This is a genomic window from Neobacillus bataviensis LMG 21833 (genome assembly GCF_000307875.1).
In the GTDB taxonomy this organism is placed as follows: domain Bacteria; phylum Bacillota; class Bacilli; order Bacillales; family Cytobacillaceae; genus Neobacillus; species Neobacillus bataviensis.
Genome location: NZ_AJLS01000055.1, coordinates 201,164 through 223,013 on the forward strand (window position 1 = coordinate 201,164; position 21,850 = coordinate 223,013).

The following is a 21,850-nucleotide window of genomic DNA, read 5'->3' on the forward strand; positions in this document are numbered from 1 at the left end:
TCTACCTCCCTACCTTTTATGTCCGCCAACTAGCGTTGCCCGGTGCTTGGCTGTTCCTGCAGCCGTATAGGATACAGCACGCAGGAGTGAACCCGAGCCGAAACGCTTGCGAACAGAATCCACTACATAACCAAGCTCCCGCCTCTTATAGGCACCCATGTCAAACAGGTCAAGCTGAAGCTCGTGGTCATCAATAATATTGCTGATAGCGAGCGAAATCTGCCGTACCGTTTTTCCGGTATAATGTTCACGAAACAATTCGAGGCAGACGCGGTACAGCTCCATTGTCACATTTGTAGGGTGCTGGATGGTTCTGGAGCGGTGAAAGCCGCCGCCAAATTCATCTTGGCTGTAACCGACTCCGAGGCTGATCGTTCTCCCCGCTTTACGATGCGTCCGGGCTCTTCGGGCGACTTCTTCACACATTTCTAAAATCACCGCCTTAATTTCTGATTCCTCTTTATAATCCCTTAATAAAATTTGACTTTTTCCAAAGCTGATCTGTCCTTGAATGAGCGGTGCACCCAAATCGGAAAGATCGACTCCCCAGGCATGATAATAAAGCTGGTTCCCCATAATGCCGAATTTCTTTTCCAGCTTTTCTAAATCATAACGAGCCAGCTGACCAACCGTGAAAATGCCCATGCCATTTAATGTTTTTTCGACACGTCTGCCAATTCCCCACATTTCCCGGAGCGGCGATACATTCCATAGTTTTGTCTGCACATCTTCGTACGTCCATTCCTCCACACCCTTTTTCTTAGCATCGAGATCAAGGCAAAGCTTCGCCAGTAACATATTGGGGCCAATTCCGACGGCACACGGGAGCTGAAACTCCCGCTCAATGTCATTTTTTATTTTTTGAGCAATCGTGTGGGCATCGCCCCATAAATGAATGGCACCATCGACTTTAATAAAGCTTTCATCGACACTATAGACATGGATGGCTTCTTTTGGCACATAGCGGTTAAATACACGGGAAATTTCTGTTGCAATCCGCAAATATGTTGCCATTTTGGGCTCTTCGATGTGAATACGCGGATCCTTGGGAATCTCAAAAAGCCTAGAGCCGGTTTTGATGCCAAATTCTTTTTTTAGCCGCGGTGAGGCGGCAAGCACGACACTCCCCTGCCGTTCCTTATTACCAGCAACTGCTAAATAGCAATTCAAAGGGTCGAGTCCGAGTATGACAGCGGCACAGCTTGCATAGAAGCTCTTCATGTCGACGCATAAAATTTTACTTTTCGGTAATGCGTTGTAATCGACCATGACCTTTCCCCCATAACTATAGTTTAGAACATTTGTTCTTAATTAGTATATACATTATCATAAGCGAATATGCGTTCGTGTTCAATGGAAATTTTTCGCAGGATTCCGATTATCAAAAGCGATATAATGTTTGGAGAGGTGTGTGTCGATGGAGAAAAAGCTTGTGGTCAAAATGATTAGGAATTGTTTTAAACAGTATTATGAGGGTGATGCAATGCCGATTGGCGAGCAGGATTTAGAGGAGCTGACCAGAAGGGTTTTTCAAATAAAAGAGGAAGAACCTACTGCGGATTTATTCGAGGTTGTAAATGATGCGGTGTATGAGTTTTTGGCGGATTAACTGTTATCATAATGGTATCATGAGGACAAAGATTGATATAAAATTAAACAAACTGTCCTCATGAATATTTTTAAGATAAGATTTCCATAATATCATCTTCCGTCAAAGCAGAACTACTTCGCTCCTCGGAATCAATAATTTCCTCAATCAAATGCCTCTTTTTGTCTTGGAGTTCGCTGATTTTCTCTTCAATGGTACCGCGGGTGATCAGCTTGATAACCTGGACGACATTTTTCTGGCCGATGCGGTGCGCCCGATCAGCAGCCTGCTCCTCAACGGCAGGATTCCACCAGATGTCATACAAAATCACCGTATCCGCTCCCGTCAAATTAAGCCCTGTCCCTCCAGCCTTTAAAGAGATCAAGAAAAAGTCACGTTCTCCTTCATTAAATCGCTGACAAATCTCCAATCGTTTCTCAGAAGGAGTCCCGCCATCCAGATAGAAGAATGGAAGCCCTTTTAGCGCTAAATTTCTCCCAATCAGCTCAAGCATTTTCGTAAACTGGGAAAAAATCAGCACCCTCCGTCCGGAAAGCCTGGATTCCTCTATGATTCTTAGCAGCATGTCAAATTTTGCGGAGCCGCCTTTGTACCCCTCCACAAACAATACCGGATGACAACAAATTTGCCGTAACCTTGTCAAACCAGCAAGGATTTTGATCCTATTTTTCCGAATCGTATCTTTATCTAGGTGCTTCAGTGTATCTTCCCTGAGCTTAGCCAAATAAGCAGCGTACAGCCTCTTTTGCTCCGGAAGCAGCTCAGCTATCTCGACAAATTCCAATTTTTCCGGAAGCTCGGAAGCCACATCCTTCTTCATCCTCCGCAGCAAGAAGGGGCGGACTCTTCGTGCAATCTTCTTCCTTGTAAGATTGCTAAATTCCTTTAATCCCTTAAATAGTTCGGGAAATACAACGTGAAAAATAGACCAGAGCTCTTCCGAAGAATTCTCCACAGGCGTCCCTGTAAGCGCGAAGCGGAAATCGGCTTTAAGTCTTTTTACTGCCCGGGCGGTTTGTGTCAATGGGTTTTTAAAGGCTTGTGCCTCATCAAAAAAGACCGTGTGAAAGGTTTGTTTCTCATACCACTTAATATCTCGCCGTAGTAACGGATAAGAGGTGATGATCACATCCATCCCCATGGCCTCTTTCTGGATCTGAACCCGTTCATCATGATTGCCATCCACAACAACAGCTTCAATTTCCGGGGCAAATTTCATTATTTCACTTAGCCAGTTATAAGATAAAGAGGACGGACAGACAACTAGAACTGGCTGCTTCTTTTCGCGGATGACAGCAAGCTCTGATAAAATAAACGCAATACTCTGCAGTGTCTTCCCTAGCCCCATGTCATCAGCAAGAATGCCGCCAAACCCGTAGTGAGCCAGTGTCTTCAGCCATTGATAACCGCGTTTTTGATAATCACGCAAAACGGACTCCAAACTTACCGGCACCTCAAACTGCAAACTCTCCGGATGGCGGAGATTATCAAGAAATTGCCGGAATGAGTCCTCCACTATAAGCACGTGACTTTCATCAAGTGAATCAAGCAACGGAAGCCCCTGTAAAATCGAGATCTCGAAGCCATTTTCTAGATTTTTATTTTCCACTGAAATCCCATTTAGAAAACGTTGGATTTCTCCAAACTCTTTGGATTCTAACGAGAGGAGCGAGCCGTTCCGCAGACGATAATATTTTCGCTTTTCCTCAAGTGCCGCTAGAACCTCTTTGATTTGCTGCTGTGGAATCCCATCAAGTTCGAACTTAAATTCCAGCCAATTCGTCCGTTCCCTTTTTAGTCTCACTCTAAATGACGGAGGGGTATTTCCGCGGAAAATTCGGTTACGCACCGCTGTCGTCGCATAAATTTGCACCAGCTTTTGCAGCTTCGGGACAACATGGGTTAGAAATTCATATTCCAATTCCTCATTGTGTAAAAAATAGCCGCCTTCGGTTTTGGTGAACGAACTTTCCTCCATCAGCTGCAGAATTTCGTTTTCCTTCTCTTCATCTCTAATAATCCTAGCGCCTACAATAATACCTCGATCCTCCAAAGGGTTGACGATAATATTTTCATAATGAAACTCCAGACCGGCAAGCAATCGATTTTTGACCCGATCCAAGTAAAGTTTGGCTATCAGCGGTGTTCTCATAAATTCTCTTGCAAGTGTATTGGATAATTGGACGTATCCCAATTTTTTTAAACCCGGAATCACTTTTTCAAAAAAATGCTGGATCTGCTCTTGGGGAATGAAAATTTGATTCGTTCCTGAAGCATCAAGCATCTGTTTAACATCCGCCAACCGCTGACAATCCTCGGTTTTCATTCTGATGATTTTTCCAGCTGATAATACAGAATCATATGAATCTAATAAAATCATCCGGGATAGCCCTTTAACTTTTAACAAATAGCCGTTACTTTCCGCCTCAGTAAAATCAAATTGTAGAGGTGGCAGCTCATCTGTTATAGACAGTCCGTCAACCATATGACCGTCAAATTCCAGCTTCACCAATGGTACCTTAGTAAGCAAAGCCTGAAGTTGTTTCCAGGAAGACGGAGGAATCAGTAGCAGCTCCGTATCGGTGGAATCTGATGGATTCTGATCATCATGAACCACCTGAATAAGATGCTGAATCACGGTATCAGCCTCTTTTTGGAAGCAGTGAAGGCTTGGATCGTACAAAACGTCGCTTGAATGCCCCTGGTTCACAGCCTCTAGAAAACGCCTGATGTTTTCCACCTTCGTTTGTCCGATGCATAATTCGATTCCAAACATGCTGGATTCTAGAACGGGTTTGATGATAAACTCCGCATCAAGCACTTGCCTATTTTCAAAATGAAGCTGATGCCCGCTTGAGCGTTTTAGCTGATTATTGAAGATGTTTAGCAAACCTCCAGCCAAATCCGGCTCATCGTTTATAGTGCTAGAACTGGCGCCCGGTGGAATCGTTCCTTTTCGTTGATAATCGTCAATTGCTAACAAAACCGCGGCAATATGCTGACAGTCCTTTTGAAATGAAGCAAGCTTAGGGCAACTGCACCTGGATTGAAATCCATCTTCACCCTTCCTTTCGATCACTACCTGGAAATCCTCTGTTCCCGATACTATTGCTTCACATCGATTAGGATTGTATTTTTCAAAGGTTACTTTATTCGCACGGTAAAATGCCTCACCTCGTTTGAAGGAGACAGTCCCGCACAATTCTTTAATCATTTTTTGATTTAATCTGATATTCAAATGACTGGCTCCCTTTCCGAGGATGCTATCGCACCGTTCATGTCACTTATTTTGGAATAATCAATTATACCATTTTTATCGAACACCCATACAAAAAGCTGCCATGACCAGGCAGCTTTCCATTTACTTAGAATTAAGCATCCGTTTGCCAATTCGCTCAAATAACCGTGGAAAAAGAACGTAAACGACGCTTCCCATGTTCATCCAGCGCGGCAGATTGATTTCCCGCGTTTTTGTCAGCATGCTGTCGACAACCTTACCTGCGACAAATTCCGGCTGGAGCATGAACCGCTGCACACTTTTGACATACGTACCTTTTTCATCGGCAATGTTGAAAAAATTAGTCGCAATCGGCCCGGGATTCACGGAAGTCACCTGCACATTGTAATCACTAAGCTCCATTCGCAGTGCATTTGAATACCCTAGAACGGCATGCTTCGTTGCAGAATAAACACTCGATTTTGGCGTAGCAATCTTTCCAGCCTGTGAGGCAATATTGATAATATGGCCAAAACGACGAGAACGCATCTTGGGTAAAACCATGCTGGTACATGCCATCAGCCCTACCACATTGACTTCAAACATCCCTTTTATTTCATCGATTGAAGCTTCATGGGCTTCACGAAATACACCAAAGCCAGCATTATTTACAAGGATATCAATGTCTCCGATTGTATCAAAAATCTGCTGAAAAACCACCTGTACCTGATTAGTATCTGAAACATCCAGCTTAAAAACATCCACCTTCACCTGATACTTTTGCTGCAGCTCAGATTGCAGCTGTTCAAGCTTATCGAAGCTTCGGGCCAGCAGAATCAGATTAGCCCCGCTTGCCGCACAAAGCTTGGCAATTTCCGCCCCGATTCCGCCGGATGCCCCGGTAATCACAATATTTTTCCCTTTTAATTGTTCCCTTACCATCCTAACACCTCATCAGAGCCTGTGCCCGCACGATTACAATTTAGCTTGAAAGAGAACGGGCTGACTATTACTACTACTAATTTCCCCGATAGAGGCTAAATAGTCAAGCTGGGCAACTGTTTCTGAAATGGTCAACATTGGCTCACGCTGATAAACCGTAGGAAAAAGACGTTTGCAAATTTCAAATACGGTAAGCTGCTCTTCTTTCAGCCATTTATTAACCGTCATTGCCCGCTCATGCTGCCGCGAAAGTCTTTTTTTAATCAGTTCCTCTAACTGATAAACCTCCTCACCATGCCCGGTATAGACACATTGAATCGGATAAAACAAAAGTTTCCTCATTGAATCATTAAGCTGTAACTGTGATTTGGGTCTTTCTGTTTCACCGGGTGCCGGAGGCTCTATCAACGGATTCGGTGAAATATGTGCAAGGATGAGATCGCCGCCAATTAAGACCCCGTCCTTTTTTCGGAAAAGCGCAATATGACCTTGGGCATGACCCGGTGTTTCAATTACTTGCCAGTCGCTCAACCCTGGGGGCCTCATCCCCTCAAGGAGATGTCCGGTCAATGAGCGATTACACGTATATTTCAGTGTTTTTCTGAGCTTAGAAAGTAATGGAATAAATTCCGCAGGCAGTCCAAACTCCTGAAAGTTCACTTTAAAAAATTCTTCTTGTATTTGAAAGAATTCCTCTGTGGGATGAATCCAGCGTTCATTCAGCGGATGGCCGTACACTTCTACTGAATCCGGAAAAAAGTCAAGCATCCCAGCGTGATCAGGATGGTGATGGGTAAGCACCACTTGTTCAATATCATTTGGTGTTAATTGTAATTCAGCCATCTGCCCTACAAGTGAATTCCAGCATTCATCCGTTTTCACTCCCGCATCTACAAGCGTTAAGCGCTCCCCTTTAATCAAAAAGGCATTTACATCACCAACTGCAAAAGGCGTCGGTAAAGTAATCTTAGCAATTCCGTCTTTCCATTCTGCCATATCAAAACTCCTTACCTATTAAAAATCCAAGTAAATATAGTGTAGCGATTTTTTCACCAAATGTCATTATTCTCGCATAACTTTTTGGAAAAAATAAAAAATTCATACTATTTACTACTTGACAGACAGGCTGTCTTTCAAGGATAATCACTAGTAAAATTTGATTCGTTAAAAAGCGATGAGTAAGGCCAGTAAATGAGACATGGCGAAAGAGAGTGGAGTTCGACGGCTGAAAGACTTCACCGCCCTCTTAATCATTGAACCTACCTTATGAGCACTTAGGAAAACCTAACGTCATCCCACGTTATCGGGAAACGAGTGAACCCTTATTGAACATTCAACTAGGGTAAATGAAGGTGGTACCGCGGAAGCTAGACCTTTCGTCCTTTATGGATGAAGGGTCTTTTTGTATGGAAAAGGGAGGAAATGTAATGAAAAAAATTGCAATTGTTGGCGCAGGTTCGATGGCTGAAGCACTTATTTCCGGTATTCTTGAAGATCATTTAATTGATCGAAAAAATATTTGGGTGACCAATAATTCAAATGAAAAAAGGTTGGAGAGTCTTAAAGAGCGATATGGCATTAGCAGTACCTATGATTTAGATACGCTTTTTGACGATGCTGATGTGGTTATGTTGGCGATGAAACCAAAAGATGCGGACAGAGCAATCATGACCATTCGTCATCACTTAACCGAGCAAATGCTAGTGGTTTCCGTTTTAGCGGGGGTTTCAATGAATACAATTGAATCACTGGCGGAAAAATCACTATCAATTGCCAGGGCAATGCCTAATACCTCGGCAGCGGTTGGAAAATCGGCGACCGCTATTGCCATAAATAGCCGCGTCACTGATAAGCAGCACGAAACAACGAAACAGCTCTTTGCAACCGTGGGATTAGCAAGGTTTGTTGAGGAGGAACAGCTTGATGCAGTTACAGGGCTGTCTGGAAGCGGGCCAGCCTATATTTATTATCTAATTGAGGCGATGGAAAATAGTGCCGCCGAAATTGGCCTTGAAAAGGAAATGGCACAAGAACTCATTGTCCAAACTTTAATTGGTGCCGCAGAAATGGTGAAACACTCCTCCAAATCACCTGAACAATTACGTCGGGAAGTGACAAGCCCTGGTGGAACAACGGAAGCAGGGGTCAAGGTTCTGGAGGAACACGGGGTGCAGCAAGCATTTATTTCTTGTATTCAAGCAGCTACGGCTCAATCGAAAAAGATGGGAAATGCCCTTTGTTCGCAACTTAAGGTTGGAAAACCATCATAAAGCTGGTATGTTTGTTCCACTTTACCTTACACTAGACATATGATGTCAATAAAAGGGCTGGGTACATGGAAAACATTCTAATTATATTATTCTCATTAGGCATTCTTGTATGGCTTGTTCTTCTCACTGATGCACTGCTTGGTTTTCGGAATTTAGACATTCTTGAAAAAGAAGCGGAACTCAAGCCAGGGCCCTTGCTATCGGTAATCGTGGCAGCACGAAATGAAGAAAAGCAAATCAAAACAAGTGTGCTTAGTCAATTAAAGCAAACCTATCAACATGTCGAATGGATCCTTGTTAATGACCGTTCCAGTGATGACACCGGAAAAATAATGAACGAATTACAGGAAAGAGATCCGCGCATAAATGTACTTCATATCAATGAGTTACCAGAAGGATGGCTTGGTAAGAATCACGCCTTATATAAGGGAAGTCTTCACGCTTCAGGAAAATGGTTATTGTTTACCGATGCCGATGTAAGATTTGAAAAGGAGGCATTCGCAAAGGCGCTGCATTACTTTGAAAAACACCAGCTCGACCTTTTAACGGCAGCCCCCAATTTAAATGCCAACCGTTTTTGGCTGAAGTCATTTGTTGCTTTTTTTCTTTTTGGATTTTCCTATTTTAAGCGTCCGTGGATGGCAAACAATCCAAAATCAAAGATTGGAACAGGGATTGGAGCGTTCAATCTTGTTTCGAAAGCAGCGTATGAATCGTTTGGCACACATGAAAAAATTAAAATGAGGCCTGATGATGATTTGCAGCTCGGGATGAAAATGAAAAGGGCTGGCTTCCAGCAGCGAATTGTCACCGCACTTCATTTAATCGAAGTGGAATGGTACGGAAGCTTGAAAGAGGCCTTTGTCGGGCTTGAAAAAATACATTTGCAGGATTAAATTATCGGATCAGTATGATATTCTTTTCTATTTTCGGTGTCTTTGTCACGAATGTCCTTCCGTTTCTGACCATTTTTTCCGGAAATAAAATGATTGTCCTCTTAAGCCTGGGGAATATCGTTACCAGCGGTATTCTTTACTGTCTAATTATCAAGCGAATGACAGTTTTCTCCCCTGCGCTTTTTCTTGTTTTACCAATTACAGCGCTACTATTTATTTATTCCATTATTAGGGCAAGTTTCCTTACCTTTAAGCGCGGTGGAATTGTCTGGAGGGGCACCACTTACCGTTTAAGTGAGCTGCGAGACAAAGAGGAGTAAAGCAGTACATCACATTATTTTTCCGCCATTTGCTATACTAATAGTGGTTTATGAATGAAAAGGAGGGATTCTCAAATGGCAGCAAAATTATTTACTCCCTATACCATTAAGGGGGTTACCTTTAAAAACAGAATCGTGATGGCACCCATGTGCATGTATTCAAGCCATAATAAAGACGGACACATCCAAAACTGGCATCGTACCCATTACACAACGAGAGCAGTCGGTCAGGTCGGCTTGATTATTGTTGAGGCAACAGCGGTAACACCACAAGGCCGAATTTCACCTCAGGATTTAGGCATTTGGAGTGATGAACATATTGAAGGCTTGAAAGAGATCGTGAATCTGATGAAGGAGCATGGTGCCAAGACAGGGATTCAACTCGCCCACGCCGGCCGGAAAGCCGTTTTAGAAGGTGAAATTATTGCCCCAACTGCTATTGCCTTTAATGAAAAATCTAAAACACCTAAAGAAATGACAAAAGCAGATATCGCTGAAACAGTCCAGGCCTTTAGAAAAGGCGCCGAACGTGCTGCCAAAGCTGATTTTGATGTAATAGAGCTTCACGGTGCACATGGATATTTGCTGAACGAATTTCTTTCACCACTATCCAATAAAAGAAGCGATGAATACGGTGGAAGCAAAGAAAATCGTTACCGGATCCTCCGTGAGATCATTGATGCGGTAAAAACGGTTTGGGACGGCCCATTATTTGTCAGGGTTTCTGCCCATGATTATCATGAAGAAGGATTAACCCCAGAAGATTACATAGTATTTGCCAAGTGGATGAAAGAGCAAGGAGTCGATTTAATTGATGTCAGCTCAGGATCGGTTGTCCCGGCTAGTATTCATGTTTATCCGGGATATCAGGTAAAATATTCGGAAACGCTTAAGAATGGTGCTACCATTGCAACAGGTGCTGTAGGGTTAATTACTTCTCCCATCCAGGCTGAGGAAATTTTACAAAATGACAGAGCGGATCTAGTCTTTTTAGCTCGTGAATTGTTGCGTGATCCCTATTGGCCAAGGATAGCAGCAAAAGAACTTGGTGTTAACATCGAAGCACCAAAGCAATATGAGCGCGGCTGGATATAATCATATGTGAATATTGCAAACGGATAAAAAGCTGCTTTTATGTGGCTTTTTATTTTTCCAAGAAAAGAAAAAAGAAGCCCTTTATTTCTTAGACTTCTAATTGTTTGCTAATTCTATTAATTTTTAAATCCTGCTTAGCTTGTTTTTCATTGATAAAATCAATATCATACTTGAATGTCATAAGTATTTCAGTTTGAACTTCAACCTTTTTATCTAATCCTTCAATATCTTTCCTTACCTCTTTTTCTATTCGATCAAGATCTTTCCTTACCTCTTTCAACTCTGAATATAAGCTGTCAGTATCTTTTCTTACCTCTTTCAACTCTGAAAATATGCCTTCCAATAGTTCTCTATCGGTCACCTGCGCATCATCTCCTTTATGAAATTATAGCATATAACAAGTTGTAAAAATCCTGCACAATTGTTACCAAAATCCGACAACTTCATTTCCTATTTAAGAGGAATAGTAATTTCTTTAAAATCCTCCGCGATTTCTGTATTCGAAAATATCTCCTTTGCTTCCTTAACCAATTCACGCCAGTCATTTCGATCGTAGCGGGAACTTATATGGGTTAAACACAGTTGCTTACTTCCGGCACGTAAAGCAATGTCTGCAGCCTGATGGGTGGTCGAATGAAAATAATCGTACGCCAGCTTTTCTTCTCCTTTGGAGAAGGTAGCTTCATGGATCAAAAGATCAGCATTTTTCGCCAACAGCAGCGCATTTTCGCAATATCTTGTATCCCCCAGAATCGTAATAATCCGTCCCTTTTGCACAGGTCCCAAAAACTCACCTGGTTCAATCACCCGACCATCTTCAAGTGTAACTGTTTCTCCATTTTTTATTTTGCGAAAAATCGGCCCCGGCTGTACTCCAGCCTCCATAAGCTTATCAGCAAGCAATGTCCCCGGGCGATCCTTTTCAACAATTCGATAACCATACGAAGGGATGCCATGTTCTAGCAGGCGAGTTTCCACAATAAACTGCTCATCTTCAAAAATAATACCCTCTTCTATTTCAATGACCGTCAACTGATATTTTAAATAAGTCTGACTCAAAGAAAGACTTACGTGAATATATTCCTTAATCCCTTTTGGCCCATATACCGTTACCTCTGATTCACCGCCTTGAAAAGAACGGCTTGATAAAAGACCGGGCAGACCATAAATATGATCACCGTGCAAATGGGTTATAAAAATCTTTTCAATCCGCCGTGGTTTGATGGATGTATGTAAAATTTGATGCTGGGTAGCCTCTCCGGCATCAACTAGCCAAACAGCCCCCCGCTCCTCCAGCAATTTAAGCGCAATTGATGTCACATTGCGAAGCTTTGCTGGCATTCCCGCTCCCGTTCCTAAGAAGAAAATATCCACAATAGGTAGCTCCTTTCATTTCCGCACCATTATTCAATAGTGTTAATATATCACAAACCACGCTCAGAATCTCTTTAATACAAATAAATGGTTACATGCAAAACAAACTATTTGCGAATCCTAGACGAAAGAGATAAATTTAATACTTGATGAAACTATTTACTGAGTAATCAGGCTTTAAGAAGAGGGGTTCAAATACGTGGAGCAAAACATGACTTCGTTAATTATGATTTTTGGGGCAACCGGTGATTTAGCAAAACGAAAGTTATTTCCTTCCCTTTACCGTTTATTTTCGAAAAACAAGCTAGATAAATTTGCGGTGATTGGTGTGGCAAGAAGAACTCTTACGAATGAAGAGTTCCAACAATCAGTCAGGGAATCGGTTGTATCTGCTTTAGGGAATAAGGATAATCTTGATGAATTTGTTTCCCATTTTTATTATCAATCACATGATGTAGCGGATTCTAGCTCATACATAACTTTAAGAAAATTTGCTGACAAGATTGATGATAATTATCAGCTTGAGGGAAACCGTATCTTTTATCTAGCAATGGCGCCAGAATTTTTTGGTCCGATTGCCTTACATCTAAAATCGGACGGATTAACCGATGTAAAAGGCTATAAACGACTTGTGATTGAAAAACCATTTGGGCACGATTTAGAGTCTGCCAAAGAATTAAACAAGCAAATTAGAAGTGCTTTTTTAGAAAAAGAAGTTTACCGAATTGACCATTATTTGGGGAAAGAAATGGTTCGAAACATTGAAGTCATTCGTTTTGCCAATGCCATTTTCGAACCGCTTTGGAATAACCGGTATATCTCGAATATCCAAATTACCTCCAGTGAAACTCTCGGAGTCGAAGAACGCGGAAGGTATTACGAAACGAGCGGTGCCTTACGAGATATGCTGCAAAATCATATGATGCAAATGGTGGCGCTGCTTGCGATGGAACCGCCCATCAAACTGACAACCGATGAAATTCGTTCTGAAAAAGTAAGAGTGTTTCGGGCTTTACGAATGGTTGAAGGTGATGATGTAAATAACTATTTCGTTCGTGGGCAATATGGCGAGGGAACAATCGATGAAAAGCAAGTACCGAAGTACCGTGATGAAATAATGGTGGACAAAGAATCGAATACCGAAACCTTCGTTGCCGGCAAAATCATGATCGATAATTTCCGCTGGGCTGGTGTTCCTTTTTATATCCGTACCGGAAAAAGAATGGCTGCAAAATCGACAAAAATTGTTGTTCAATTTAAAGATATCCCGATGAATTTATATTATCAAACGGACAAATTGCTTAATCCGAACCTGCTCGTGATTCATATTCAACCGGAGGAAGGAATTACCCTGCATCTGAATGCCAAAAAGGCAGGAGGACATTTAGATGCTCAAGAGGTGAAATTAAGCTTCGCTAATACAGGGGTTCATGCGATGAACACACCTGAGGGATATGAAAAGCTGCTCTACGATTGCATGCGCGGCGATGCCACCAATTTCACCCATTGGGAGGAAGTCGCCTATTCTTGGGCTTTTGTCGATAAAATCTCGGAAGCATGGAAAAATGCAAAAGCAGACTTTCCTAATTATGAGGCCGGGTCAATGGGACCTAAGGAAGCAGATGAGCTGTTAGAAAAAGACGGCAGATTCTGGTGGCCTGTAACAGGTTTAGAAGTAGATATTTGTAAGTAGTATGGCGAAAGCTCCACTTTGTTCGTATAGCAAAGTGGAGCTTTTTAGTCATTATCTTTATGTTTATCAGGAAATGTGCGCAGAAAATCTTTATTAAAACTCGTCCCGGTTCCAATTTTATGATTAGGATCAACATTATGGGATCCTGCATTATCAATAATATTTTTCCCATACTTATCTCGAAGGCTGGAGAGCGTCTTAAGCAACGGTTCTTTTTTTGCATCCTTCTCGTAAGAAAACAAATCTAACTGTTTGTATGCATGATCCTGATCAACTAAATCATTTCCAGTAATCCCCAATAACCGAATTGAGTCGCCATTCCAGGATTTTAGAAAAAGCTGTTTGGCAAACGCGGCAACATCTTCTTTGTGATGAATAGGATTCGGAAGTTTTTTACTTCTGGTGAGCGTCTTCCGATCTTTATAACGGATGGTAATGGCCAACGCAGATGCCAGAACATTTTTCCGCTTCAGCCTTACTGAAACCGTTTCTGCCAATGATTCCAGTACATGAAAAAGTTCTTGTTGATTGCTAATATCTCTTGGCAGGGTTGTGGAATTGCCTATACTTTTAAACTCCTCAATCGATTCAGGGTCAACTGGCCGGTGATCAACCCCATTCGCCCGTTCTTTTATCCGAATTCCATTTATACCGAGGAGAGACTTAAGCTGGATATCATTTCCTTTTGCTAAATCACCTATTGTATGAATGCCTATCGTTGTCAATTTCTCCGCAGTCTTTTTTCCAACCCCATGCATTTCATTCGTGTTCAATGGCCAAAGCTGATTTGGGATATCTCGCTTACGGAGGATGGTAATCCCCATTGGCTTCTTCATATCAGACGCCATTTTAGCTAAAAATTTATTGGGGGCAATACCGATGCTGCAAGGAAGATCAAGCTGCTCAAAAACTCGCTTTTGAATACTTTCGGCGATTTCAATCGGACTGCCAAATTCAAAGCTTTCAGTAATATCCAGATAGCCCTCATCAATTGAAACAGGTTCAACGAGCGCGGTATAGTTTCTAAGAATTTCAAACATGCCCATCGATGCCGACCTGTATCGTTCAAAATTAGGACTTTTCACAATTAACTGGGGACAAAGCTTTTTCGCTTCCCACAGTGGCATCGTTGTTTTGACACCAAACTTCCTTGCTTCATAGCTGCAGGTAACGATAATCCCTCTCCGCTCTTCAACATTCCCAGCAATGGCCAGCGGTTTGCCCTTCAGTGTCGGGTCATAAGCCATTTCAACTGAAGCATAAAAACTATTCATATCCACATGTAAAATGACTCGTCCGTTCTTCGGATACATTTCCTTCACGCCGAACACATCCTTAAAACATTTATTCCCCATAATTATAACAAAAAGGAGAACCAATGGCTCTCCCTCTTCAAGCTGCAATTATTGATTAGTCACTTCGTCGATAACCGCAATGGTCATTTCTGCGAGTTTGTATAATTCTTCAAGCGGCATGCGTTCGTTTGTCGTGTGGATTTCTTCATAGCCGACTGCAAGGTTTACAGTTGGGATGTTAAAACCATTAAATACATTGGCGTCACTGCCGCCGCCGCTATGCTGTAATTCACAACTGCGGCCAATTTTGGCTGCTGCTTTGCGGGCAACTTCAACTACATGGTCGCCCTCGCCAAATTTAAAGCCTGGATACATGATTTCCACATCTACTTCGGCACGACCGCCCATTTCTGCCGCAACCGTCTCAAATGCTTCTTTCATTTTGCTGACCTGTGCATCCATTTTTTCTGGAATAAGTGAACGTGCTTCAGCTAAAATATCGACGCGGTCGCACACGATATTAGTAGCCTGCCCACCTGCGAATCTGCCAATATTTGCAGTCGTCTCATGGTCAATTCTGCCGAGCGGCATCCTTGCGATGGATTTAGCTGCAATCGTAATGGCTGAAACGCCTTTTTCAGGTGCAACACCCGCATGGGCTGTTTTGCCGTAAATAACAGCTGCAACCTTCGCTTGTGTTGGAGCAGCAACAACCACATTACCAACTAAACCATCACTATCAAGGGCATAACCATATTTCGCTTTCAGTAATGATGGATCCATCGCTTTTGCACCATGCAAACCGGACTCTTCACCTACAGAGATTACAAATTGAATTAAGCCGTGCGGAAGATTGTTTTCTTTTAAAAGACGGATGGTTTCAAGCATAACCGAAATACCTGTCTTATCATCTGCACCTAAAATCGTTGTACCATCGGTCACAACATAGCCGTCTTTAATTGACGGTTTAACTCCTTTTGCTGGTGTTACGGTATCCATATGGCAGGAAAAATAAATTGGATCTACTCCCTCTTTCGTTGCAGGAAGTGTACAAACTAAGTTTCCAGCTCCATGGCCGGTAATAGCCGTTGTATCATCTTCAAAAACATCGAGACCTAAATCGGTAAATTTTTGCTTTAATACCTTGGCAATTTCAGTCTCATATTTCGTTTCTGAGTCAATTTGCACAAGTTCTAAAAATTCATTCAAAAGACGTTCTTGATTCACCATTTGATTGACCCTCCAATTTATGTATAACTATTGTCTAGCGGAAGCGCCAAGGCGCTTCCGCTTTCCTATATCAGTATACCTCTTTCTATTTGAACTCATCAAATGAAAGACATGGGGATTCAATTTAAAGCGGGATATTTCCGTGCTTTTTATAAGGTCTTATTTCTTTTTTATTCCGCAGCATTTCCAATGCTTGAATAATTTTAATTCTTGTTTCCCGCGGATCAATTACATCATCGACCATGCCTCTGCTTGCTGCCACATAGGGATTCGCAAACTTTTCCCGGTATTCATCAATTTTCTGCTGCCTTGTCTGTTCAGGATTTTCACTATTGTTAATTTCCTTTGCAAATATAATATTCGCTGCCCCTTGCGGCCCCATAACAGCAATTTCCGCATTTGGCCAAGCAAACACTAGGTCGGCACCAATCGACTTACTATTCAGGGCTACATATGCACCCCCATAGGCCTTTCGTAAAATAACCGTTAGCTTCGGCACCGTTGCTTCTGAGTAAGCGAATAAAATCTTCGCCCCATGGCGGATGATTCCCCCATGTTCCTGCTTAATACCTGGAAAGAATCCGGTTACATCTTCAAATGTGATAATTGGGATATTAAAAGAATCACAAGTACGGATAAATCTAGCTGCCTTATCGGATGAATCAATATCCAATCCGCCCGCCATTACCTTTGGCTGATTACACACAAGCCCAACTGTTTCACCTTTCATTCTCGCAAAACCAACAACAATATTCTTCGCAAAATTCTTTTGAATTTCCATAAATGAGTCAGCATCTGTTACCTGTTCAATTACTTTTCGCACATCATACGGTCTAACTGCATCAAATGGGATCACATCTGTTAAATCCGGACGATAATCATTTTCGTCTTCAACCTTATGTCTTGGCGGCTTTTCTTCATTATTTTGCGGCAGATAGCTTAAAAGCCTGCGAACATTTTCTAAAACCTCGGCCTCTGATTCTGCTTGGAAATGGGCATTTCCGCTAATGGAGTTATGGACGTTTGCCCCGCCCAGATCTTCAGCCGAAATCTTTTCCCCTGTCACAGTTTCAATCACTTTTGGGCCGGTAATAAACATTTGGCTTGTTTTTTCGACCATAAACACAAAATCGGTAATCGCCGGTGAATAAACGGCTCCCCCGGCACACGGACCCATAATGACTGATATTTGCGGAATCACACCGGAATAAATGGCATTTCGGTAAAAAATATGACCGTAGCCATCAAGGGAAACAACCCCTTCTTGAATCCGGGCTCCGCCTGAGTCATTTAGGCCGACAAATGGCTTGCCATTTTTTGCTGCTAAATCCATAACATTGGCGATTTTCTTTGCATGCATTTCCCCTAATGCCCCACCAAAAACAGTAAAGTCCTGCGAGAATAAATAGATAGGCCGGCCATTTACTTTCCCGTACCCTGTTACAACCCCATCTCCGGGTCCCTTTTGTTCATCAAGACCAAAATCATTCGTCCGGTGTTCAATAAACGGATTCAATTCAACAAACGTGCCTTTGTCCACTAACAGTTCGATTCTCTCTCTTGCCGTCAGTTTTCCTTTATCATGCTGTTTCTCGATTCGCTCATCTCCGCCGCCGAGTTCCACTTCTCTGCGCTTATCATATAATTCATTTAATTTTTCATAGATGTCTATCATTTTACCCCTTCATCCCTTTCTTCTCACAAAGCTCGAATAATACACCAGATGCTGATTTTGGATGCATGAAAGCAATAGCTGCCCCTCCTGCACCGGGTCTTGGCTGTTCATCAATCATACGGATTCCATTTTCTTTCATTTCCGCGATTCTATCTCCAATCGATGTAACCCCAAGGGCCACGTGGTGGATCCCCTCGCCACGTTTTTCAATAAATGCGGCAATTGTACTTTCCGCTGATGTCGGCTCTAGTAGTTCTAGCTTCGTTTCACCTGCTTGCAAAAAAGCAACCTTTACCTTTTGGCTAGCAACCTCTTCAATCCCCAATAACGTCAGCTTTAACACATCAGTATAAAAAGGAAGTGTTTCCTCCAACGATCTCACTGCAATTCCAATATGGTCGACCTTTTTAATCATGTATACCCCTCTGTTCCATTATTAAAATTTATTCGACAATTATTGTATTCGGTAAAAAGTTCATAAATCCTTCCCAAAATTGCTAAGTAGTTCCGTTGTCCATTTGGGCTTTTCCTAGTACAATGTATGTAAAGCCTATAGTCAGGGAGGTTCTATTTTTGAAAAATAAGAAAACGAGAAAAATTATTGTTTATTTAATGCTGGTCGCCATGCTTGCTTCAACTCTCCTAATTGGAATTGGGTCATTATTATAGCAAACATATAATAAGGGACTGTTCAACTGTGAACAGTCCCTTTTCCATTATTTAATCGCTCCATTTTCGTGTGCTAAATTCTCAAATGATTTTTTTGATGAAATGACTAATATTTTTGTCCCTAAAGGGATTAATGGAAAGAGAGAGGAAATTACTTCATTTTGGCTGCGAATACATCCCTGTGAGACATATCTTCCAATCGATGCCGGCTGATTTGTCCCGTGAATCCCATAGGTTCTGCCATCAGTCCCCAATGCATCAAAGCCAATCCACCTGGCTCCTAACGGATTTTTTGGGTCTCCTCCAGGAATGTTTCCTCTGCGAAAATAGGGATCTTTTGCTTTTACTGTAATCGTAAAGAGTCCTTCCGGAGTTAATTCTTGCGTTTTACCCGTACCAACACTCACGACGGTTTGAACTTTATTTTCATTAATAAAGGCCAGTTCATTTTTCGTTTTGTTGATAATGACAAATGGATCACCAGGCATAGGATTCAGCCCTAAAGGCCAAAGGGGTGAAATAAAAAAAGAAATCAGGATCGGCGATAGAAGTTTGATCAATGGAGCCACCACCCTTTTTTACCATAGTTTTCATCACTTACCAGGCTTTTATTCCTAATGGTATAAAAAAAAGATGATCATAAGACCATCTTCATCAAATTACTATTAAAGCATTTTTTGCAGGAAATCCTGGGCACGCTGGCTTTTTGGATTGGCAAAGAATTGACTTGGCGGTGCATCTTCAACCAGTACCCCGCCATCAAGAAACAAGACCCTGTCAGCAACTTCTCTCGCAAAGCCCATTTCATGTGTCACAATCGCCATCGTCATCCCTGTATGGGCAAGTGATTTCATTACCTCTAAAACCTCTTTTACCATTTCCGGATCAAGTGCAGAGGTTGGTTCGTCGAAAAGCATAACTTTAGGTTCCATCGCTAATGCCCGGGCAATCGCCACCCGCTGCTTTTGTCCTCCAGACAATCTGGTTGGATATTCATTCGCTTTTTCTAACAGCCCAACTTGTTCTAATAATTTGAAGGCAATCTTTTCTGCTTGATCCTTCGACAAGCCTTTTACCTTCATTGGTGCATAGGTTAGATTCTGTAACACCGTTTTGTGGGGAAACAAATGAAAGTGTTGAAATACCATACCCACACTTTGCCTCACCTTAAGGATGTTTGTTTTTTTATCTGTTACATCGTTATCGCCTATCCAAATCTTCCCGTTTGTCGGTTCTTCAAGCAGGTTCAGACAACGCAGGAAAGTAGATTTCCCCGAGCCTGAAGGGCCAATGATCGCTACAACCTCTCCCGTTTTAATAGAAGTGGATATTCCCTTTAAAACTTCAAGCTTGCCATAATTCTTATATAAGTTCTCAATCTTAATCACTGCGTCTCATTCTCCCTTCAAGCGCTTTTCCTAAGAAGGTTAAGGTAATGACCATTAGATAATAGATTAATCCGGCTATTAATAATGGTTCAAAAAAGGAGTAATTTTCTGCCCCAACTTGATAAGACCGGCGCATGATATCCATAACCCCAATGGTTGTGACAATGGCAGATTCTTTTGTTAACGTGATGAATTCGTTCATCAAGGCAGGAAGGATGTTTTTTAGTGCCTGAGGCAGGATAATATCCCACATCATTTTTCCATATGGCACTCCTAATGCCATTGCTGCTTCCTGCTGTCCTTTATCAACGGCAAGAATTCCGGCACGAATAATTTCAGAAATATAGGCTCCGGAGTTTAGCGCAAACGATAATATGGCCGCTGTATATGGTTCAATTTGATAACCAAGCACCTGTGGTGAGCCATAATAAATCAGCATTAATTGCAAAACAAGCGGTGTTCCGCGAAAAATAGAGGTATACACATCTGCAAACCAACTAAGAATTTTTATCGAGCTAATTTTAAATAATGATAAAATAATTCCAAGCGCAAACCCTAATATCCCTGCTAATAGCACAATTTGAAGGGTAACTAAAATACCTTTTAAAATATATGGCATGGAGGGAATGAATTGAGTAAAATCTAAGTTCATTCATCGTCCGTCCTCTCTATCAAAAATGGAGAGACGTTCAAAATCGAACGTCTCTAGTAAATCTAGATCTATTGTTCCCCGCCGAACCACTTTACAACCAATTTTTGCAGCTCACCGTTTTCCTTCATTTTCTTTAACTCTTTGTTAAACTTCGCTGTTAAATCACTATTTTTTTGGAAAGCAATCGCAGAGCCTGCTTCTTCTGGGTCATCACTTAATGTAAAACCTTTAAATTCCTTTTCTTTTTCAAAATAACCTTTGGCAACCGTATCCTCAATAATAGCTGCATCAAAGCGGCCTGATTTAATTTCTTGGATTAGGTCTGGAATACGGTTGCGGTTTTCAATTTTAATGGGAACTTGTTTATTGATTTCCTCAGCCTTTCCTTCTTGAATCGAACCAAGCTGTACGCCAACCGTTTTACCTTTTAAATCTTCAATCGTTTCAATCCCGCTGTCCTTTTTAGAAACAACTAAATGCTGGGCTGTATAATAGATATCACTGAAATCAACATTTTTCTTTCTTTTTTCCGTTGGTGTCATTCCCGCTAATACAAAATCCGCTTGTCCTGATTTCAACGATTGTACTAAGCCGCCGAAATCCATATCTTTTACAGTCACCTTGTATCCTAATTTACTAGCGATTGTTTTAGCTAGATCCACATCAAAACCAATAATTTCATCACTTTTTCCTGTTTCCACATATTCAAATGGCGGGTAGTCGGCAGATGTTGCCATCACTAATTCCTTCTTATCTCCGCTTTTCTTATTTGCCTTTTCACCTGTACCGCATGCCGCAAGGATGCCTACGGTCATCATCATTGTTACTAATAAAATAATTGCCTTTTTCATTTGTTTTCCTCCTATAACTTATCTGAAAATTAAAATACTTCATTAATATTAAAATTTTCAAGAATAATAGATTGTTTTATTAATAATTATTCAATGTAATGTATTTTAACACATACTAATAATTATGCAAATATATTTTTAAAAACTCATTTATATTTTTTAAATGTAATTTTTTCCATAATAAAAGGTCAATCTCCGTTGGGAGATTGACCCTTTGCTACAATTAAAATTCTTCGCAGTGTTCATCAAATTCCTTTTGCAGTTTTGAAACGACTGTCGCAGGATCAAAGCCTTCGATTTGATGTCTTTCCACCATGGAGCAAATTTTGCCGTCCTTTAATAGGGCAAAGGAAGGAGAGGATGGCGGATAACCGGTGAAATAGCTTCGCGCTGTTTCCGTTGCTTCTTTATCCTGTCCGGCAAAAACGGTAACTAGATGATCAGGTCGTTTATCATAATGAACGGCATGTGCTGCCGCAGGTCTTGCCACACCGCCGGCGCAGCCGCAAACAGAATTAATCATGACTAATGTGGTTCCTTTTTGAGACAATGCCTCTTCTACGTCTGTAGGTGTTTTCAGTTCTTTATACCCAGCTGACGCAATTTCTTGACGTGCCTGGTTAACCACATCATTCATGAAAAAATTAAAATCCATGCTCATAAAAAATCACTCC

21 protein-coding genes are annotated in these 21,850 nt (G+C 41.6%); 6 read left to right on the top strand and 15 right to left on the bottom strand.

Annotated elements, in window-relative coordinates; translation table 11 throughout:
- Positions 1–9 precede the first annotated feature (9 nt).
- Entirely contained in the window at positions 10–1,269 is a 1,260-nt protein-coding gene (locus tag BABA_RS09525; RefSeq protein ID WP_007084961.1) for a Y-family DNA polymerase, read from the bottom strand.
- 148 nt (positions 1,270–1,417) lie between these two features.
- On the opposite strand from BABA_RS09525, the gene BABA_RS09530 reads away from it, so the two are divergent.
- Complete coding sequence (locus BABA_RS09530; RefSeq protein ID WP_007084962.1) at positions 1,418–1,609, top strand: YqzH family protein; 192 nt, start codon at positions 1,418–1,420, stop codon at positions 1,607–1,609.
- 70 nt (positions 1,610–1,679) lie between these two features.
- Here BABA_RS09530 and BABA_RS09535 read toward each other — a convergent pair whose 3' ends face one another.
- The 3 genes from BABA_RS09535 to BABA_RS09545 all read right to left on the bottom strand — a co-directional run bounded on the left by BABA_RS09535 (position 1,680) and on the right by BABA_RS09545 (position 6,764).
- On the bottom strand, positions 1,680–4,847 hold the full coding sequence (locus tag BABA_RS09535; protein WP_007084963.1) for a DEAD/DEAH box helicase: 3,168 nt from the start codon (positions 4,845–4,847) through the stop codon (positions 1,680–1,682).
- Between the two features lie 123 nt (positions 4,848–4,970).
- Positions 4,971–5,768: an SDR family NAD(P)-dependent oxidoreductase gene (locus BABA_RS09540; protein ID WP_007084964.1), complete on the bottom strand. Its 798-nt coding sequence runs from the start codon at positions 5,766–5,768 to the stop codon at positions 4,971–4,973.
- Positions 5,769–5,801: 33 nt separating this feature from the next.
- On the bottom strand, positions 5,802–6,764 hold the full coding sequence (locus BABA_RS09545) for an MBL fold metallo-hydrolase (protein WP_007084965.1): 963 nt from the start codon (positions 6,762–6,764) through the stop codon (positions 5,802–5,804).
- A 431-nt stretch (positions 6,765–7,195) separates the two neighbouring features.
- On the opposite strand from BABA_RS09545, the gene proC reads away from it, so the two are divergent.
- The 3 genes from proC to namA all read left to right on the top strand — a co-directional run bounded on the left by proC (position 7,196) and on the right by namA (position 10,349).
- The gene (proC, locus tag BABA_RS09550) at positions 7,196–8,038 is read left to right on the top strand and encodes a pyrroline-5-carboxylate reductase (protein ID WP_040345834.1); all 843 of its coding nucleotides are present in this window, start codon (positions 7,196–7,198) and stop codon (positions 8,036–8,038) included.
- Positions 8,039–8,103: 65 nt separating this feature from the next.
- The gene (locus BABA_RS09555; protein ID WP_235749630.1) at positions 8,104–8,934 is read left to right on the top strand and encodes a glycosyltransferase family 2 protein; all 831 of its coding nucleotides are present in this window, start codon (positions 8,104–8,106) and stop codon (positions 8,932–8,934) included.
- A gap of 395 nt (positions 8,935–9,329) precedes the next feature.
- Positions 9,330–10,349: an NADPH dehydrogenase NamA gene (gene namA / locus BABA_RS09560; protein ID WP_007084967.1), complete on the top strand. Its 1,020-nt coding sequence runs from the start codon at positions 9,330–9,332 to the stop codon at positions 10,347–10,349.
- An 88-nt stretch (positions 10,350–10,437) separates the two neighbouring features.
- Here namA and BABA_RS09565 read toward each other — a convergent pair whose 3' ends face one another.
- Positions 10,438–10,710 (bottom strand): hypothetical protein, encoded by a 273-nt coding sequence (locus BABA_RS09565; RefSeq protein ID WP_007084968.1) that lies wholly within the window; start codon positions 10,708–10,710, stop codon positions 10,438–10,440.
- Positions 10,711–10,799: 89 nt separating this feature from the next.
- Entirely contained in the window at positions 10,800–11,723 is a 924-nt protein-coding gene (gene rnz / locus BABA_RS09570) for a ribonuclease Z (protein ID WP_007084969.1), read from the bottom strand.
- A 226-nt stretch (positions 11,724–11,949) separates the two neighbouring features.
- Here rnz and zwf point away from each other — a divergent pair, with 226 nt between their 5' ends.
- Positions 11,950–13,416 carry a glucose-6-phosphate dehydrogenase gene (gene zwf, locus BABA_RS09575; protein ID WP_051186032.1) on the top strand — a complete coding sequence of 489 codons (1,467 nt, stop codon included), beginning with the start codon at positions 11,950–11,952 and terminating at the stop codon, positions 13,414–13,416.
- Between the two features lie 44 nt (positions 13,417–13,460).
- Here zwf and BABA_RS09580 read toward each other — a convergent pair whose 3' ends face one another.
- From BABA_RS09580 to mce, 4 genes are all read right to left on the bottom strand, one after another.
- A complete protein-coding gene (locus tag BABA_RS09580; protein WP_040345837.1) occupies positions 13,461–14,738 on the bottom strand; it encodes a DNA polymerase IV in 1,278 nt (425 codons plus the stop codon).
- 81 nt (positions 14,739–14,819) lie between these two features.
- Positions 14,820–15,941 carry a tripeptidase T gene (locus BABA_RS09585; RefSeq protein ID WP_007084972.1) on the bottom strand — a complete coding sequence of 374 codons (1,122 nt, stop codon included), beginning with the start codon at positions 15,939–15,941 and terminating at the stop codon, positions 14,820–14,822.
- A 124-nt stretch (positions 15,942–16,065) separates the two neighbouring features.
- Positions 16,066–17,616, bottom strand: a complete 1,551-nt coding sequence (locus BABA_RS09590; RefSeq protein WP_007084973.1) for an acyl-CoA carboxylase subunit beta — start codon at positions 17,614–17,616, stop codon at positions 16,066–16,068.
- 1 nt (position 17,617) lies between these two features.
- Positions 17,618–18,031, bottom strand: coding sequence for a methylmalonyl-CoA epimerase (mce, locus tag BABA_RS09595; RefSeq protein WP_007084974.1), 414 nt, complete (start codon positions 18,029–18,031; stop codon positions 17,618–17,620).
- Between the two features lie 158 nt (positions 18,032–18,189).
- Here mce and prli42 point away from each other — a divergent pair, with 158 nt between their 5' ends.
- A complete protein-coding gene (gene prli42, locus BABA_RS27270; RefSeq protein ID WP_211214170.1) occupies positions 18,190–18,285 on the top strand; it encodes a stressosome-associated protein Prli42 in 96 nt (31 codons plus the stop codon).
- 47 nt (positions 18,286–18,332) lie between these two features.
- Here prli42 and BABA_RS09600 read toward each other — a convergent pair whose 3' ends face one another.
- The 5 genes from BABA_RS09600 to BABA_RS09620 all read right to left on the bottom strand — a co-directional run bounded on the left by BABA_RS09600 (position 18,333) and on the right by BABA_RS09620 (position 21,837).
- Positions 18,333–18,845 carry a L,D-transpeptidase gene (locus BABA_RS09600; protein ID WP_007084975.1) on the bottom strand — a complete coding sequence of 171 codons (513 nt, stop codon included), beginning with the start codon at positions 18,843–18,845 and terminating at the stop codon, positions 18,333–18,335.
- Between the two features lie 105 nt (positions 18,846–18,950).
- A complete protein-coding gene (locus tag BABA_RS09605) occupies positions 18,951–19,673 on the bottom strand; it encodes an amino acid ABC transporter ATP-binding protein (protein WP_007084976.1) in 723 nt (240 codons plus the stop codon).
- Positions 19,666–20,325, bottom strand: coding sequence for an amino acid ABC transporter permease (locus BABA_RS09610; RefSeq protein WP_007084977.1), 660 nt, complete (start codon positions 20,323–20,325; stop codon positions 19,666–19,668). Before BABA_RS09610 ends, BABA_RS09605 begins: the two co-directional genes overlap by 8 nt.
- 68 nt (positions 20,326–20,393) lie before the next feature.
- Complete coding sequence (locus BABA_RS09615) at positions 20,394–21,176, bottom strand: transporter substrate-binding domain-containing protein (protein ID WP_007084978.1); 783 nt, start codon at positions 21,174–21,176, stop codon at positions 20,394–20,396.
- Positions 21,177–21,399: 223 nt separating this feature from the next.
- The gene (locus tag BABA_RS09620; RefSeq protein WP_007084979.1) at positions 21,400–21,837 is read right to left on the bottom strand and encodes a BrxA/BrxB family bacilliredoxin; all 438 of its coding nucleotides are present in this window, start codon (positions 21,835–21,837) and stop codon (positions 21,400–21,402) included.
- Positions 21,838–21,850: the final 13 nt, after the last annotated feature.